The organism is Alcanivorax sp. IL2 (assembly GCF_047495475.1).
Classification (GTDB): Bacteria; Pseudomonadota; Gammaproteobacteria; order Pseudomonadales; family Alcanivoracaceae; genus Alcanivorax.
The window spans coordinates 784,568-800,544 of the sequence record NZ_CP179932.1; the positions used below are offsets into that span (position 1 = coordinate 784,568).

Genomic DNA, 15,977 nt, shown 5'->3' on the forward strand with positions numbered 1-15,977 from the left:
CTATGAGTGATCATGACATTGTTCTTTCCGTCGTTGACGATGAAGGCATCGAGGCCTGGCTGGAACGGGTGGTGGATGAGCCTTTCCGGCTGGAACAGGTCAGCCGCAGCGACCTGACCCGGGTGCTGCGTTTGCTGGAAGCCACCACTGCGCATGTGGTGATGGTGGAAATTTCCGAAGTGGATATGGACCAGTCACTGGCCATTATCACTGCCCTGACCAGTGCACGCCCCTGGGTAACCGTGATTACCGTCTGTGCCCGCGCCAATCAGGAATTGCTGCTGCAGTCCATGCGTGCCGGTGCCCGGGATTGTTTTGTGGCAGGCAGTGAAGCCGGTGATGTGCGGGATCGCTTGCGCCGCCATCAATTGCTACGGGTCGGTCACTATGATGATCAGGCGCGTTCGGCTACCAATAATCTGACCCTGGTGGCAGCAGCCAGCCCCACGGTGGATACCCGTTTTCTGGCTCAGAATGTGGCGTTGGGGTTGAATCGCCTGTTTCCCAATGAGCGTTGCCTGGCCATTGATACCCAGCCCGCCGAGCGCGGTATTTTCTATCTGGATGTGCATAACGAATACACCCTGGAGAACTTGCTGGCGAGCCCGGAAACCCTGGATGAAACCCTGATCGGCACCGCTCTGGAAGAGTATCGGCCGGGACTGCGATTGCTGGCCGGCGGTATCGACAGCCGTGAGCTGGAGGGAGATCGCAGTGCCGATCTGTTTATTGCGCTCAATCATCTGATGCAGATGTTCGATCGCATCGTGATTAATGTGGGCACGCTGGAGAGCCGCCACTGGGTGCGGGCGCTGGGCATCCATGCTCGCCACCTGTTGATCACCATGCAGCCGCTGGTGGACCAGGCCCATGCCGTGCGGACCCTGGGCAATGAATGGCGTTCCCATCTTGGCCGCGATAGCCAGGTTCATCTTGTTGTGGACGGCATGGAAGGCAAGGTGCCGCCGGGGCTGGATGAACTGTCGGAAACCGCCGGCGTGAGTCTGCTGGGTGGATTGCCCATGGACTGGCGTCATCGTCTGATGGCCATGAACAGTGGATTGCCGATTCAAGAGCAGTCTCCCCGCTGTCGTTACAGCCGTAGCCTGCAGACGTTGATGAACAAACTGGAGTCCCAGCAGGAAAACGGTGCCGGTGACAGCTGGTGGCAACGACTGCGTAGCAACGGATAGCAGGAGCGCTTGTGGCGGGACGAATCGACGCGGAGTACCAGCACCTCAAGGATCGCACTCATCGCTGGGTGGTGGAGCGGCTGGATGAAGAGGGCATCGAGGTAGGCAATGCCGGCCGCGATCAGCTTGCGGATTTTGTCCGGACCGCAGCAGGGCAGCATATCGCGCTTAACCGGGTGCCCCTGTCCACCCAGGATCTTAATCAGCTGGTCCGCGATACGCTGGACGAGGTTACCGGCTATGGCCCACTGGAGCCGTTGCTGGCAGACCCTCGGATCAACGATATTCTGGTGAATGGTCCTGACAGCGTCTTCATTGAGGTGGCCGGGGTGCTGCAAAAGGCATCGGTGCGGTTCATCAATGATGATCATGTGGTGCGGGTGATTCGTCGCATGCTGGCTCCCCTGGGGCGCCGGCTGGATGAATCAAGCCCCATGGTGGATGCTCGCCTGCCGGATGGTTCCCGGGTCAATGCGATTATTCCACCGCTGGCCCTTGATGGCCCCAGTATCAGTATCCGCAAATTTACCGGTAACCACCTGAGTGCCCAGGAGCTGATTGACAGCGGTTCCCTGACCGAGGCGTGCCTGGACACCATGGTCAAGGCAGTGGAGTCGCAGCGAAATATCATCATCAGTGGTGGTACCGGTACCGGTAAGACCACCATGCTGAACTTGATCAGCCAGTACATTCCTCGTCAGGAGCGTATTCTCACCATTGAGGATTCTGCCGAACTGGTGCTTAACCATCCCCATGTGGTTCGTCTGGAAACCCGCCCGGCCAATACCGAAGGCAAGGGTAGAATCAGTGCCAGGGAGTTGGTCATCAACGCCCTGCGGATGCGCCCTGACCGGATTATTCTTGGCGAGGTGCGTTCCAACGAAATCATCGAATTGCTCCAGGCCATGAACACCGGCCATGACGGCTCCATGAGTACCATTCATGCCAACAGCACCCGCGATGCCCTGGTGCGAATCGAAACCCTGCTGGCGGTAAGTGGTTATGAAGCCAGCGAAACCGCCATCGGCCGACTGATCGGCTCGGCGCTGGATATCATCATTCAGCTGGAAAGGCTGCCCGATGGCCGCCGCCGAGTCAGTGAGGTGGTGGCCCTGACACCCACGGAAAATGACCTCTACCACATGGATTACCTGTACAGGAGTCAGGAATGAGTGCGGTGGAGTTGCTCGGCATGGCACAGATGCTCGGCATTATTGCCGTGCTGACCGTGCTGATGCAGCTCGTCTGGTTCCGCTACCGGCAACGTAGCCTGCTCACCGAGCGGGTACGCCAGCGTTTGCAGCAGCGTACGGAAATTGGCAGTGAGTCCGGGCAGGTGCGGGTAGTGGCCGGGCCGTTGGAGCGGCTGTTGCTGCGTGCGGATATCCGCCTGTCCAGAGTGCAGTTGTCATTGCTCGGTATCGTTATCTTCCTGATCGTGGTGCTGGTTATGGCATCGTCGGGTTTCATTGCGGCTGCCGTGGTAATGGCGTTGCTGGCAGCAAGTCTGTGGATGTACTGGCGGTTTCGCTTCCAGCAACAACGGCGCATGATTTTTGAATCACTGCCCGGAATCATGGAATCCACCTTGCGCTATATGAGCGCGGGTCGGTCTCTGGAGGCATCCCTACTGGAATCCTTTCAGGATGCGCCGCCCGTGTTTGCGCCGTTGACCTTCCGGTTGCGCAGTGCCATTGAATCCGGACGGGATTACACCGGCCTGTTTGAAGATTTTTCCCGGCTTTATCAGGTGTCGTCCCTGGTGCTGGTTTCCATTGCCTTGCGCACTTCTGCCCGGTTTGGTTCCTCCATTCGGCCGGTTCTGGAGCAGGTTGCCGGCTCGCTGCGCTCTCAACAGGAGCTGCGCCGGGAGTTTCTTGCTTCCACCGCAGAGACCCGTTTTACCGCCGGCGCTTTTACCCTGCTGCCGTTGGGTATGGCCGCGTACATGATGTTGATCAATGAGAAGTATGCCGAGGTTCTGCTGAACACGGATACCGGCCACACCATGCTGCTGATCGCCGGTATCTTGCAGGGTCTGGGTGTCCTCGTGATCTGGCGGATGATCCAGGGGGTGGGCCGTGAATAATGTGTTGCTGATAATCGCCATTGTTCTGTCCGCGTTGTCCTTGTGGCTGGTATACAAGACTCGGGACTGGGCGCTTCGCGCGCGTGTCAGTCAGCGTTTGCAGGATAGCGGCAGTCATCGGGACGATGAGGATCGGGGGTTCTGGCTCTGGAAGCTTTCCAGTGCATTGACGGATTCCTCTGTCGCTTCCGGCGATTATCAGGAGATTCGCCAGGCGCTGGCAGGCATGGGCAAGAGCCGCGAAAAATCCCAGGTTATCTATCTGCTGTCCTGCTGGCTGCTGCCGGGCCTGGTGGCGTTGGTGGGGTTTCTGGTTTTTGGTTTGCTGGGTGGTCTGCTGGCGTCGGCTCTAGGGTTTATTGTGCCGCGGCGGACGATTCGTGGCATGGGTGCTCAGGCCGAGTTGCGGCAGAACCTGGAAGCCGTAGAGCTTTGTCACATGACGCGAATGCTGATGGAGGCGGGGCTCTCTCTGGAACGAGTGCTGCGTATCATCGGCCGCCAGGGGCGACCGCTTTTGCCCATTCTCATTATGCGAATAGACCGCTTTAACCGGCTCATGAAGTCTGGCGCGGAGCGGACTCAGGCGCTGGATGAACTGGGTGAAAACAAACGTATTCCGGTGCTGCGTAGCTATGTGGTGCTGATGAAGCAAAGCAGCCAACTGGGTGCGGGTGTCTCAGCGAGCCTGGATCAGATTATTGAAGAAGCCCAGAACGTGGAACGTAACCGCATCCGTGAGGAAACCAACCGGATCGGCGCCAAGATGACGGTGGTAATGATGGCATTCATGCTGCCGGCACTGTTTATCTTGATCGGCGGACCGGCGGTGATTTCCATCGCCGATGCATTGGCACGATAACAAGGGAGTAACAACATGCGTGGCATGGTTTGGGGAGCACTGGCATTGCTGGCGGGTTGTGCCCACCAGTCGGTTCCGGAGTCGGCCCCCGGCACAGTGGATGTATCAGCAATTGCTTGCAAGGACGCATTGCAACCAGAGCAGCGTGTGGATCTGGAAATGGTCGATACCCTGATGGCCAAGGGGCGTAATTATGCGGCTCTTGCTCAGCTGGAAAGCAAGCCCATGAGCGCCATTGATCACTGGCTGAGGTACGGCCAGTTGCTGGCAGCCTCCGGCAAGCTGGATGAGGCCGAACAGGTATATCGGACCCTCGCCAACCGCTGTGATGATGGGCGCAGCCGCCATGGACTGGGTATGGTGCTGTTAAAGCGTCATGAAGTCATGGCGGCGCTGTCGCATCTGGAGCGTGCACGAAGTCTTGCGCCTGCCACGTCGCAAGTGCGTAATGATTATGGCTATGCGCTGATGCTGGTTGGGCGTTATGAAGATGCCGCCTTCGAGTTGCGTACCGCTCTGGAACTGGCGAATGGCAAGGGACCGGTTCGTCAGAATCTGGCAGTAGCCTATCTGATGACCGATGACCGTGAAGGGCTGCAAGCGTTACAGTCCAATTATGGGTTCTCGGAGGATGAAATCGCCTATGCCGAGAAGCTCAGTGAACAGTTCGGGAGGACCCGACAATGAAAAAACTGGCCTTGATACTCGTGTTGCCTGGAGCGGTTCTGGCGGCGGAACCGCAGCAAACCTATAGCTTTGGTGTTTCCGGGCAGGTCGTCAGCAATGAATCCGAGACAGTGACTGACTGGTTGCTCAACCAGCAGCGCGATTCTCGCCCGGCAGGGCAGAGCGAGCTGGCTGCGCCGCTTTATGTGGATACCCAGCGCCGACTGGCAGACTCCTTCCGTACCGCGATTCCGGAAAGCTTCGGTGAACAGACCCGAGACGACAATTAACCGTCTCCGGCAACGCGGGGCCTTGTCAGTCATTACCCCGCTGTTGCTGTTGATCGTCATTACCCTCACGGTCATGGCGCTGGATGGTGCGCGCCTTTACAGTTTGCGCAGTGATATGCAGGCTCAAGTGAATGTGGCGGCCCAGGCTGCAGCAGGAGAGGCTCAGGCCTGTGGTGGGCAAGCACCCAGCACTGCCCTTGTCCAGCAGCGCGCATTGGCGGCGGCAGCCGCCCAGGGCTTTCAGGGTGCTGCTGAAGAGCTGGAAGTGCAGCTCGGTGTGATTGATGATACCGATAATGATGGTGTGGTGGCTTTCGCTCCCGTCAATATTATCGAACAAAGTAATGCGGTGCTGGTGAGCTATACCCGCACAGAACCGATTTCCATGCTGTTGCCGCAATCGGTGTTCGGGGGCATTGATATTTCCGTCAATGCTGCTGTGCGCAAGGAGGTGGTGGCAACCGTCAGTGCGGCTGGCAGCACTGCAGGCGTGGGCGGTGATGCCACCTTGCTGGGCAGTTTGCTAGGCGTTGTTCTCAATCAGCCGGGGTTCAGTCTTGATCCGACTGACCTCAACAGCCTAGAAAATACCACCGTGCAATTAGGCGATTTGTTGACAGCAGTCGGTGTTGATGACCTGGTGGATCTCCTGGCGCTTGATGCGTCCGAATTAGCGGCGGCCATTGGTGATGTTGGAGACGTTACGGCGCCGGTTGCCGATCTATTGGATGATATTGTAACGGCCCAAGGAATCGATACTGTCAAAGTGGGAGACATTATCAATGTGGTGGAAAATGCCTCTGTTCCTGCTTCCAGTGAGTTTCCTGTCTATGATCTAGTCATCAGCCTGGTGCTCAATCTGGCTGAGCAGCAGCAGGCTGGAGCCGGCGGCCTGCTGTCGTTGCCGCTAACTATCAACAACCTGTCTGTCCCGCTTATCGCCAATATTAATTCGGTGGACCTTGGCTTGAACGTGGGTGAGCCACCGACTGTAGCTGTCGGTCCTGCTCGTCAGGACGCGGATGGGGAATGGGTCACCCGTTTTTATGCGCCGGATGTGACGTTGCAGTTATCCGCACAGGTAGAATTGTTGCCGATAAGCCTGGGTCCCCTGCTGACATTTTCTCTTGCGGATTTAACGGTCCCTCTGGCCGTCAATGCAGGCGGCGGCGAAGGCCAATTAATTTCCGCTGATTGCGCTAGAGGGCGCTCAAACTCGGTGGAGTTTGGCGTTAATCTTGAGCGGGAAGTGGCTCGTATTGTAACCGGGCGGTTGGGGCCGGGGGGCGAGTTACTGCCAGAGCGATTGGAAGCAAATGTTGGTAGATTGTCGCTGTTGTCTGGGCTGCTTCCCCCCATCGAAGGCATACTTTATCTGAACGCGGAAGTGGAGGGGGAGGTTCCCGGTGTTGAAGAAACGGTGTTCATGGACCCTCGCTATAATTTGTATTGTGATCCAATTGAAGGATGCGATCAGTCACAACACAACGATCTGGGTGATGGGTTGTCTGGTCTGGATCTGGATATAACGGTTCATGAGGCTTCGCTTCTCAGGAGCAATTTTGGCTTGATTAACCTGACGCCGCTATTGACCCCTATTGTGGATCCGGTGCTTGTGCTTTTGAATGATGTCATATCAAGCCTCGCGGAGGCTGTTATCAATCCTTTGCTACGAACCCTGGGTGTTGGGCTGGGGGGTATTAGCGTTAATGTCAGTGCGGCCAACCAGGATGGTATCCAACTGATCGAGAATATTGCGGTTGAGCAGCCGGATCAGTGATGGCCCTTTCGGTCGCTCTTTTAGGAAACGGCTAATCAGAGGTGATGTTGGCACTGGAGTACTCTGCCTATTCGCGCCCTCTCCTCTGCTTCAGCCTGGATATTGAGTTTCGTGTTCTTCGAAGACTGCCAACCTGGCACCACAAAAAAAGGCCGCAAAAATGCGGCCTTTTTTTGTGGTGCTCGACAACTGAAAATCAGTGCGACACAGTCGCTGGCCGATAGCGAGTCAGCTGGTCGGCAAACTCCTGCAGGGCCGCAATGCCTGACTCTCGGGCATCGTGATACCACTGCTCCAGAGCTTCTACCATCTCCGAAGAATTACGGCTGGTCTGGGTCCAGATGTCCTGCAGGCGTAAACGGAACTGGTAGATGGCATCCAGGGTTTCGTTGCTTTCCGTCAGCTTCTGCAGCCGCTTTTTCTGGCCGGGCTTGATCAGGCTGATGTCGCGATGAAACAGGGCGTGGGCACGGGCGTACAAGTCGCGGGTAGCGTCGCAAGCGCGGGACTGTTCCTGTTTGAAAACTGGCACGATGACAGTCTTGCGATAGGTAGCCATTACCTGAAAGCGATGCTGCATGATGCCGCGAAGTGCATCCAGGTCCACTTTGCTGGCGCTTTTCTCGAAGGCCGGTTTGGGGGCGACTTTTTTCACCTTGGCCATACCCAGCATTTCAAACAGACGAATCCAGGCCCAGCCCATATCGAACTCGAAGCGACGCACGGACAGTTTCGCGGAGTTCGGGTAGGTGTGGTGATTGTTGTGCAGCTCTTCACCGCCGATCAGGATGCCCCAGGGCGAAATATTGCGGGAAGCATCGGCGCACTCGAAGTTGCGATAGCCCCAGTAATGGCCGATGCCGTTGATGACACCGGCGGCGAACAGTGGAATCCACATCATCTGAATCGCCCATACGGTGATGCCGGCGGCACCAAACAGCAGCAGGTCGATCACGGCCATGAGAGTCACGCCGCCCATGGGGAAACGGGAATAGATATTGCGCTCAACCCAGTCGTCCGGGCAGCCGGCGCCGTACTTTTTCAGGGTTTCCTGGTTTTCCGCTTCTTCACGATAAAGCTCGGCACCTTCGCTGAGGACCTTTTTGATGCCTTTGACCTGCGGGCTGTGCGGGTCGTCTTCGGTTTCGCATTTAGCATGGTGCTTGCGGTGGATGGCGGTCCACTCGAGAGTGTTCTGAGCGGTGGTCAGCCACAGCCAGAACCGGAAGAAATGTTTCAGCACCGGATGCAGTTCCAGGGCCCGGTGGGCGGAATAGCGGTGCAGGTATACGGTGACGCCGACAATGGTGATGTGGGTCATGGCCAGGGTGATCAGAATCAGGACACCCAGACTCGGGGCCAGCAGGCCGTTGCTCAGATAATTCAGCATGAAAGTCGCACAAGGTAAAAACGGAGCTCCTATTGTGCCCAGTCGGGATGACAGGAAGAAGGTGCCGGATGGGTCAAATTCGGACTTTCGGGCCAAGGGTTGGCCAGGGGCGGATGAACGGTAGGAAAAAGAGCGCCTGGACCTGACGCCTGACGCAGGACGTAAAAAAGCAAAACCCGGGTGATGCGGCCAGAGATCGCCCAAACGGATTGGCGTCAGGTGGGAGAGCGTTCCAGCAAGAAATGCCCATATTGATCCACCGAGGCCTGCCAGCCCTGGGCCAGCCAGGTCGTTCCCACCGCTTCGCTGATCAATGCCGGGCCATGCAGGGTCTGGCCGGTGCCCAGGGCTTCACGGTCATAAACGGTCACCGGCTGGTTCACGCCGGGCAGTTGCGCGTGTCGGGTCGCCTTGCCGGTGCGCGCAGGCAAAGGCGGTTGGCGAGGCGGCGAGGTGGTGGCCAGGCTTTGCACCCGGATATTCACCTGTTGTACTGGCAGTGCGAGGCGGTGGCCGAAGCGCTGCTCGTGGGCAGCGTGGAACTGCTTTTCTCGCACTGCGGCGTCAATTTGCCATGGTATCTGTAATACGGATGATTGGCCCTGGTAACACATATCCACAAAGACCCGGTGCTGAATGTCGCGCTCAGGGACCCCTTCGTGAATCAGCTCTTCGTCGCCTTGCAGTTGCAGAGCAGCGATCAGGGATTGCAGTGCCTTGTCGTCACTGTCCTCGGGCAGCGCCTGCAGGTGTTCGCGTTTACGTGGCGCATACACCAGCCCCTCGGCAGAAAGGACGCCGGCACGACGGGGGACAATGGCCCGGCGCATGCCCAGATTGTCTGCCAGGGCGCAGACGTGAAGGCCACCGGCACCGCCAAAACTGAGCAGGGCAAAATCCGCCGGGTCGAAGCCTTTCTGGATGGAAATCACCCGTAGTGCCTGGGTCATGTGTTCATTGGCCAGTGCCAATACCCCTTCGGCCGTTTCCTCCATGCCGAGCCCAAGCTGTGTTGCCAGCTGCTGCATGGCATTTTTCGCGGCGGCCACATCCAGTGACAGGGTCCCGCCCAGGGCGAAATCCGGTTGCAGACGGCCGAGCACTACATTGGCGTCGGTGACTGTGACCCGGTCACCGCCACGGCCATAACAGGCTGGCCCCGGGTCGGCGCCAGCGGAATGCGGCCCCACGTGGAGTAGGCCCGCATCATCCACATAGGCCAGTGAGCCGCCACCGGCGCCGATGGTATGCATATCGACCATGGGAACCGCCACCGGATAGGGGCCAATGTGGCCCTGCTGGGTTAGCCTCAGGTCGCCGTCCAGCAGGGCAACGTCCGTGGAGGTGCCGCCCATGTCAAAGGTCATCAGTTGCGGTTGCTGGAGTTGCTCGCCCAGCCGCTTGGCGGCGGCAAGGCCGCCGGCAGGGCCGGACAGCAGCAGATTAACTGCCAGGTCGGCGGCCTGATCGGAGGCAATGGTGCCGCCGTGGGATTGCATGATGGCCAGTGGCGCGGGCGTCGTCGCCTGCTGCAGGCGTTGCAGATAGTCCGACACTTTCGGAGCCAGCCAGGCATTCAGCCAGGTGGCCATGCCACGCTCATACTCTCCCCGTGTGGGCAAAATGGCGTGGGAAGCACTGACCGGCAGGCCGGCAGCCTCCAGGGCCTGGCGGATGCGCTGCTCATGGGCCGGATTCAGGTAGGAAAACAGCAGGCACAGGGCCACAGATTGCGGCTGGTGGGCAAGCACCTCCTCCACCAGTTTTGACAGCTCGGCGTCATTGAGTGGTGTTACTTCCTTGCCCTGGGCATCAAGTCGGCAAGGTGTTCCGGCAACGGGTAGGGTCTCCAGCACCGAGGGCGGTGGTGTCGGCGTCAGGTTGTACAGCTCTGCCCGGTTCTGCCGGCCGATGCGAAGAATATCCTCCAGCCCCTGGTTGGTGATCAGCACTGTGTGGGCGCCTTTGCCTTCCAGTGCCGCATTGGTAGCCACCGTAGTGCCGTGGATGATGGCCAGCTGGCCCGCACTCATGGCGTCCCCGAGCCCAAGCTCGCCTATGCCTTGCAGGATGGCCTGTTCGGGAGCTGAGGGCGTGGACAGTACCTTGTGAATGCGCGGTTCGCCGTCCCCGAGCAGTACAAAATCGGTAAAAGTGCCGCCGGTGTCGACGCCGAGCCAGTAGGAAACGGACATAGCAGTGAACAGTGAACAGTGAACAGTGAACAGTGAACAGTGAAAAGTTAACAGCGAAAAACAGGGCGTATCTGTTGGCCCCGGTGGTGCTACCATACCCGAAGCGGGTGAATTTTAACTATTCACTGTTAACTATTAACCATTCACTGCTTTTTTCATGCCCGAATTACCCGAAGTGGAAACCACCCTCAGAGGCATTCGCCCCCATCTGGAAGGGCGCATCCTGAAAGGCGTCACCGTGCGTGAGTCGCGTTTACGCTGGCCGGTCAGCGATGGCCTGTATGGGCTGAAGGACTGCCCCGTCATTGCTCTGCGCCGCCGGGCCAAATATCTGCTGATTGAGCTGGAGGCGGGCCAGGTGATGATTCACCTCGGCATGTCCGGCACTCTGCGAGTGGTCGAAGCCGCTCTGCCGCTGCGCAAGCATGACCATGTGGATCTGCTGCTAGACAGTGGCAAGGTGCTTCGTTTCAACGATCCGCGCCGTTTTGGCAGCGTGTTGTATCAGCCTGGAGGCGAGCCCCATTCGTTACTGGCGGCGCTTGGTCCGGAGCCATTGGGGGAGGGTTTCGATGGTGACTGGCTTTTTGCCCGCTCGCGGAGTCGCAAGGTGGCGGTAAAGAGCTTCATCATGGATAACGCCACGGTGGTCGGCGTGGGCAATATCTATGCGCAGGAGAGCCTGTTTCTTGCTGGCATCCATCCTTCCCGGGCGGCAGGCCGGATTTCCCGGGAGCGGTATCAGCGCTTGGCGGATGCCATTCGGGCGGTGCTTGCCAAGGCTATCGAGGCGGGCGGCACGACCCTGAAAGACTTTACCAGTGCGGATGGCCAGCCAGGCTATTTTGCCCAGTCCCTTAATGTCTATGGTCGGGCCGGGCAGCCCTGCCTGCAATGTGGGGCGTTGCTCAAGGCAGATCGCCATGGCCAGCGCAGTACCTGCTATTGCCCGCAGTGCCAGCGCTAGGGGCCCTTGCATGCAGGGCGTCTTGTGAGGAGCTTGCCTCGGGTGAGACCGGGTCCGCAGCCAGGGGAAGTTGGTCATGAATTGACCATGCAACCTATTGCTGGGCTACGAACAAAGGTGTAGATTGTGATGCAATTGTCGGAATATTAACGACTTAGCTGGAACAATGTCAGCGATACTTTAACTATAAAAACACAAGAGGGATTCACCATGAAGCGAGCAAAGCGCCCGGTAGTGGCATCTGTTCTCGCCTCCACCTTGGTGCTGAGTGCAATGACGCCGCTTGCTACCCATGCCCGATCCATGGGGGACGTGGATAATCGCCCAGGCGAAGTGGCCATGATCGGGGACGCCCTGATTGCCCGCCCGGTGCTGGCGGCCTCAACGCTGGTGGGCTTTGCGCTCTTTACCGTCACGCTGCCAGTCAGTCTGCTGGGGGGTAATGAAGATGAGGCTGCCGAGAAACTGGTAAGAGCTCCGGCCCGCAGCACGTTTCTGCGTTGTCTCGGCTGCACCCCGGCCCAGCACGACCAGCTTGTTGCTGAAAAGAAAACAAGAAAAGCTCAGGAAAAATAAGCCGGCAAGGCTGAATAACAAGGAGTCGACATGAAAAAGGTTTATGCCTCTCTGGCGCTGTGTGTGCTTGGGATGTCCGCCAGTAATGCCCATGCTGATGGGTACCTTGCCGTGGGTTACGCGCAGCTTGACCACAGTGACCGTTCCTTCAGCGATGGTGAATTTGATACCGGGAATCTGGTTGCCAAACTGGGTGCTGATATTTCACCCTACTTCGGTGCCGAACTGAGACTGGGCACCACCGTCGTGAATCACGAAGAAACCTTCGGCGGTGCAGATGTGGAGTACAAGCAGGATTATTTTTATGGCGCATATCTGCGGGTGAAATGGGAAAACAAGACAGCCCTGACGCCCTATGCGGCTGTGGGTGCAGCCGGTGGTCGAGAGCGTCTGGACGGGAGTGTCTCAGGTCGTGATAACTGGAATGATGCCTCCTATGCTGCAGGCGTAGACATGGATCTGACGGATCGTATCGGCATCAATGCTGAATATACCCAATATCGTGATGATGAATACGACATCAGCATTGATGGGCCTTCTGTGTCTGCTGTATGGAAGTTCTAGTCTTTTCCTGCCCTGGAAATGGCTAATAAAAAAACCCCGCATTCGCGGGGTTTTTTTATGTGAGAAGAAGCTTGGAGGGCTGGGCTTGTCAGCCAAGCGCGAGACAATGCTTCTTTTCACTGCAAAGATCGCTGAAAAGTGTTCTGCACAAGTCATCCACTTTCTGGTCGAGTTCAGCATCGTCGAAAGGATCGCCAGCCAGCGGTTGCCACTGCATGGCATTGAGCTGTAGCTGAATATTGCGCAGCAACATCCGGTAGGGGTCTTTCAGGTCGTACATGTCCAGAATCCCTTCGGCGTGGATCAGGGTGTGCATGCCCATGCTCATGGACCATTGGCCGATGCTGAAAGCCAGCGGGGCCAGACCGTGGGTTTCCAGCTCGCCATTTTCCATGGCGTCCTTGACCACCTGCTCCACCATGCGGCCGATGGGTTGGGTTGCTTCCAGCATTTGTTCCCGGCGGTTGGCGGACGCTGCCTGCCAGACCACTTCGGTCATTACATATTGTTCCAGCCGGAAGTGTTCCGGGTAGTGCTGGGCAAACAGGGCATAGGCCACGGCGAAGGCCAGCATCTTGTCACGGGTGCTCAGGTCGGAGTCGGCAACGCGTTGGAAGTAGTCCCGGCGAGTCGTGGTCAGCTCCGTACACACCGCAATAAGCAGGTCTTCTTTTGAGGCAAAGTGGTGGTACAGCGTGCCGGTAGCGAAATTACAGCTTCGGGCAATGGCAGCCATCTGGATGCCGAGCAGGCCTTCGTTGCACAGTTGCTGGCGGGTGGCCTCAATAAACAGTTGTTCGCGCTCTGCCAGCGCCTGTTCGCGCCCGCTCCGTGTCTTGATCATAGTCGGTATCTGTTGTGATGCATGGAAACAGTTTGGATAGCATTGGGGAGTGGTTCAAGCGCTTTGTTATAGCGCCTCTGCCAGCTTCGCCAATACCCCGTTCAGGTGGTGCATGCCCTTGTCGGTGCAGTGCAGTCGCTGAGCGGTGATCTCCAGCAATCCCTGTTGCCGGAGTTCCCCCAGATTCTTTATCCATTGTGCCGCAGGAAGGCCGGTGTTGTCCTCTACAGTCTGTAACCGGATTCCGTCCACGAGTCGCAGGCCGTTCATCAGGGCTTCAAACAAGCGGTCGTCTTCTGCCACTGGCTGGTACTGGCGGCGGGCTTCTTCCGGGTTGGCCAGATAGTCTTCCGGCTTACGGGTTTTCTGGTAGCGGTGGATGGTGCCTCGGCTTGCATTGGTGATCTTGCCGTGGGCGCCTGCGCCGATACCCAGATAATCACCGAATTGCCAGTAATTCAGGTTATGTCGACAGGCATGGCCGTCTTGGGAAAAGGCAGAAACCTCATAGCGGTGAAACCCCTGACTGGCCAGCAGGGCAAAGCCGGCCTCTTCGGTATCGGCCATGTTGTCAGGGCTCGGCTGGTCGGGGGGGAGCGGTAGAAGACGGTGTTGGGCTCGATGGTGAGTTCGTACCAGCTCAGGTGTGTCGGCTGCAGCTCCATGGCCTGTTGCAGGTCCTCCAGGGCCTGGGCCCTGCTCTGTCTTGGCAGGGCATGCATGATATCCAGGTTGAAGGTGGTGAAGCCGGCTTCCCGGGCCTGGCGGGCGGCATCAATGGCGGCACTGGCATCATGGATGCGCCCAAGGGCCTGCAGATGGGTATTGTTGAAGCTCTGCACCCCGATCGACAGCCGGTTGATGCCGGCCTCTCGAAAGCCGGCAAAGCGACCCGCTTCCACCGTGCCAGGGTTGGCTTCCAGAGTGATTTCAGCCTGATCGCTCAGGCATAGTCGTTGCCGGATACCCTGAAACAGTTGCTGATAAAAATCCCCGGACAGCAGGCTCGGTGTGCCGCCGCCAATAAACACGGTTTCCACCGGTCGGTCCCCGACCAGCGACAGATCCTGATCCAGGTCCGTCAGCAGTGCCTGCAGATAAGCCGCCTCTGGCAATTCACCCCGCTCGTGGGAATTGAAATCGCAATAAGGGCATTTGCGCACACACCAGGGAGTGTGGATGTAGAGGGAGAGGGGCGGGTTCTTGAGGGGCATGAGAGCTGCAATTAATAGTGAATAATTAATAGTGAATAGTTAAACATACGGTTTGCCATGGAGTATGGTAACAGGCTGCCATGGCTGAGGGGCTGGTCTTTTGCCTTTAGCTGTTAACTATTAATTATTCACTATTAACTGCCTTTTATGCATATCTGGGTAGATGCCGACGCGTGTCCGCGGCCGGTGAAAGAAGTGTTGTTTCGGGCGGCTCAGCGGGTGCAGGTTCCGTGCACGCTGGTGGCCAATCAGCCGGTGGCCGTGCCGCGTTCTGCGTTGATCCGTGCCATTCAGGTGGGGCAGGGTTTTGATGTGGCCGATAACGAAATTGTGCGCCGCTGCGAACCCGGCGACCTTGTCGTGACCCAGGATATCCCGCTGGCGGCAGAGGTGGTCGCCAAAGGGGCAGAGGCGGTAACCCCACACGGACATTGGCTGGACAAGGATACCGTGCGCGAACGCTTGAACATGCGTGATTTCATGGAGGAGATGCGCTCGGCCGGCATGCAGACCGGTGGCCCCAGCAGTTATTCTGGCCAGGACAAGGCGAGATTCGCCAATGCCCTGGATCGCTGGCTGGCCCGCGTTCAGAAATAACGGATCAGGCCGACCTGGCCCCAGCTGAGATCATCACCGCCGTCCCGGCGTACGTCTTCTCCGGCCCAGCTATGCTGCCAGCCCGCATGCAGTTCCAGTGCAGGCAGTACGTCTCAGAGTAAATGAGCACCTGCCTCCCTGTGGTTCGGGCCGTTGTAATCGTCACTGGCATAACCGTCATCGTAGGTCTGGGTGATATGCAGTTTACCGGTCAAGTTAGGGATCAGCTCTCTCTGGGTGTGCAGCGTCAGGGCATAGAAAGCGCCAGAGGCTTGTTTGCTCCAGGTGCCATCCAGAGACACGGATAACCAGGGCTGAATCGGCGCGGTAAAACCGGCACCGGTTTCCACATCATCTGCGCCTTGCGGGTGAAACTGCAGGTAGGTGACGTTGAGGTAGGGGCTCCAGTGCTCCACATAGGGAGCGTATTCCACGAAGAGATTGTTTTCCCTGTAATCACTGCCATTGGCCCAAGCCTGCCAGACTCCGGCAGTGACTGCCTGATGAGTCAAATCAACGCCGGCGGAAACCAGTGGGTTGCTGTCCAGGTTGTCCCGCCCTTCGGTCACATAGCGGCTTTGCCATTGAGACTGGAAGCTGCCCTCCAGACCACTGCCTTGGGCCAGTGAGACCAGCGATACCAGGATACTGGCAGTGGCAAGTTGGTGTTTTCGCATATATGGCATCCCTGCTGCATTGGCCGAACATGTTAGCAGGCAGGGGCGATATCCAGGTGAAGGCGGCGTGTGA

General features: G+C 57.9%; 15 protein-coding genes and 1 pseudogene. 11 read left to right on the forward strand and 5 right to left on the reverse strand.

Translation table 11 applies throughout. The features are described 5' to 3' along the window. The first annotated feature begins 2 nt into the window (after window positions 1-2). From ACMG4N_RS03625 to ACMG4N_RS03655, 7 genes are read left to right on the forward strand one after another with little or no spacing between them, the layout of a single operon-like run. Window positions 3-1,193: an AAA family ATPase gene (locus ACMG4N_RS03625; protein ID WP_297764557.1), complete on the forward strand. Its 1,191-nt coding sequence runs from the start codon at window positions 3-5 to the stop codon at window positions 1,191-1,193. A gap of 11 nt (window positions 1,194-1,204) precedes the next feature. Continuing rightward, complete coding sequence (locus tag ACMG4N_RS03630; RefSeq protein ID WP_297764561.1) at window positions 1,205-2,365, forward strand: CpaF family protein; 1,161 nt, start codon at window positions 1,205-1,207, stop codon at window positions 2,363-2,365. Continuing rightward, window positions 2,362-3,282 carry a type II secretion system F family protein gene (locus ACMG4N_RS03635; RefSeq protein WP_297764564.1) on the forward strand — a complete coding sequence of 307 codons (921 nt, stop codon included), beginning with the start codon at window positions 2,362-2,364 and terminating at the stop codon, window positions 3,280-3,282. The genes ACMG4N_RS03630 and ACMG4N_RS03635 overlap by 4 nt, the downstream gene beginning before the upstream one ends. Continuing rightward, the gene (locus ACMG4N_RS03640) at window positions 3,275-4,144 is read left to right on the forward strand and encodes a type II secretion system F family protein (RefSeq protein ID WP_414432914.1); all 870 of its coding nucleotides are present in this window, start codon (window positions 3,275-3,277) and stop codon (window positions 4,142-4,144) included. The genes ACMG4N_RS03635 and ACMG4N_RS03640 overlap by 8 nt, the downstream gene beginning before the upstream one ends. Before the next feature lie 15 nt (window positions 4,145-4,159). Continuing rightward, window positions 4,160-4,831, forward strand: a complete 672-nt coding sequence (locus ACMG4N_RS03645; protein WP_414432915.1) for a tetratricopeptide repeat protein — start codon at window positions 4,160-4,162, stop codon at window positions 4,829-4,831. Continuing rightward, complete coding sequence (locus ACMG4N_RS03650; protein ID WP_297764573.1) at window positions 4,828-5,100, forward strand: hypothetical protein; 273 nt, start codon at window positions 4,828-4,830, stop codon at window positions 5,098-5,100. The genes ACMG4N_RS03645 and ACMG4N_RS03650 overlap by 4 nt, the downstream gene beginning before the upstream one ends. Window positions 5,101-5,122: 22 nt before the next feature. Further along, a complete protein-coding gene (locus ACMG4N_RS03655) occupies window positions 5,123-6,880 on the forward strand; it encodes a hypothetical protein (protein ID WP_035248669.1) in 1,758 nt (585 codons plus the stop codon). Between the two features lie 196 nt (window positions 6,881-7,076). Here ACMG4N_RS03655 and ACMG4N_RS03660 read toward each other — a convergent pair whose 3' ends face one another. After that, a complete protein-coding gene (locus ACMG4N_RS03660; protein WP_297764577.1) occupies window positions 7,077-8,270 on the reverse strand; it encodes a fatty acid desaturase in 1,194 nt (397 codons plus the stop codon). A gap of 215 nt (window positions 8,271-8,485) precedes the next feature. Then, window positions 8,486-10,465, reverse strand: coding sequence for a hydantoinase/oxoprolinase family protein (locus ACMG4N_RS03665; protein ID WP_297764580.1), 1,980 nt, complete (start codon window positions 10,463-10,465; stop codon window positions 8,486-8,488). 157 nt (window positions 10,466-10,622) lie between these two features. Here ACMG4N_RS03665 and mutM point away from each other — a divergent pair, with 157 nt between their 5' ends. From mutM to ACMG4N_RS03680, 3 genes are all read left to right on the forward strand, one after another. Further along, window positions 10,623-11,432 carry a bifunctional DNA-formamidopyrimidine glycosylase/DNA-(apurinic or apyrimidinic site) lyase gene (gene mutM / locus ACMG4N_RS03670; protein WP_297764584.1) on the forward strand — a complete coding sequence of 270 codons (810 nt, stop codon included), beginning with the start codon at window positions 10,623-10,625 and terminating at the stop codon, window positions 11,430-11,432. Between the two features lie 210 nt (window positions 11,433-11,642). After that, window positions 11,643-12,008: a hypothetical protein gene (locus tag ACMG4N_RS03675; protein WP_297764586.1), complete on the forward strand. Its 366-nt coding sequence runs from the start codon at window positions 11,643-11,645 to the stop codon at window positions 12,006-12,008. 30 nt (window positions 12,009-12,038) lie between these two features. Continuing rightward, window positions 12,039-12,572, forward strand: a complete 534-nt coding sequence (locus ACMG4N_RS03680; protein ID WP_297764588.1) for a porin family protein — start codon at window positions 12,039-12,041, stop codon at window positions 12,570-12,572. Between the two features lie 88 nt (window positions 12,573-12,660). On the opposite strand, the gene ACMG4N_RS03685 is transcribed toward ACMG4N_RS03680, so the two are convergent. Further along, the gene (locus tag ACMG4N_RS03685) at window positions 12,661-13,416 is read right to left on the reverse strand and encodes a TetR/AcrR family transcriptional regulator (protein ID WP_414432916.1); all 756 of its coding nucleotides are present in this window, start codon (window positions 13,414-13,416) and stop codon (window positions 12,661-12,663) included. Window positions 13,417-13,482: 66 nt separating this feature from the next. Continuing rightward, window positions 13,483-14,630: pseudogene (gene hemW, locus ACMG4N_RS03690) on the reverse strand (radical SAM family heme chaperone HemW). A gap of 147 nt (window positions 14,631-14,777) precedes the next feature. On the opposite strand from hemW, the gene ACMG4N_RS03695 reads away from it, so the two are divergent. Continuing rightward, window positions 14,778-15,227, forward strand: coding sequence for a YaiI/YqxD family protein (locus ACMG4N_RS03695; protein ID WP_272975161.1), 450 nt, complete (start codon window positions 14,778-14,780; stop codon window positions 15,225-15,227). 113 nt (window positions 15,228-15,340) lie between these two features. Here ACMG4N_RS03695 and ACMG4N_RS03700 read toward each other — a convergent pair whose 3' ends face one another. Continuing rightward, a complete protein-coding gene (locus ACMG4N_RS03700) occupies window positions 15,341-15,904 on the reverse strand; it encodes a hypothetical protein (protein WP_414432917.1) in 564 nt (187 codons plus the stop codon). Window positions 15,905-15,977 lie beyond the last annotated feature (73 nt).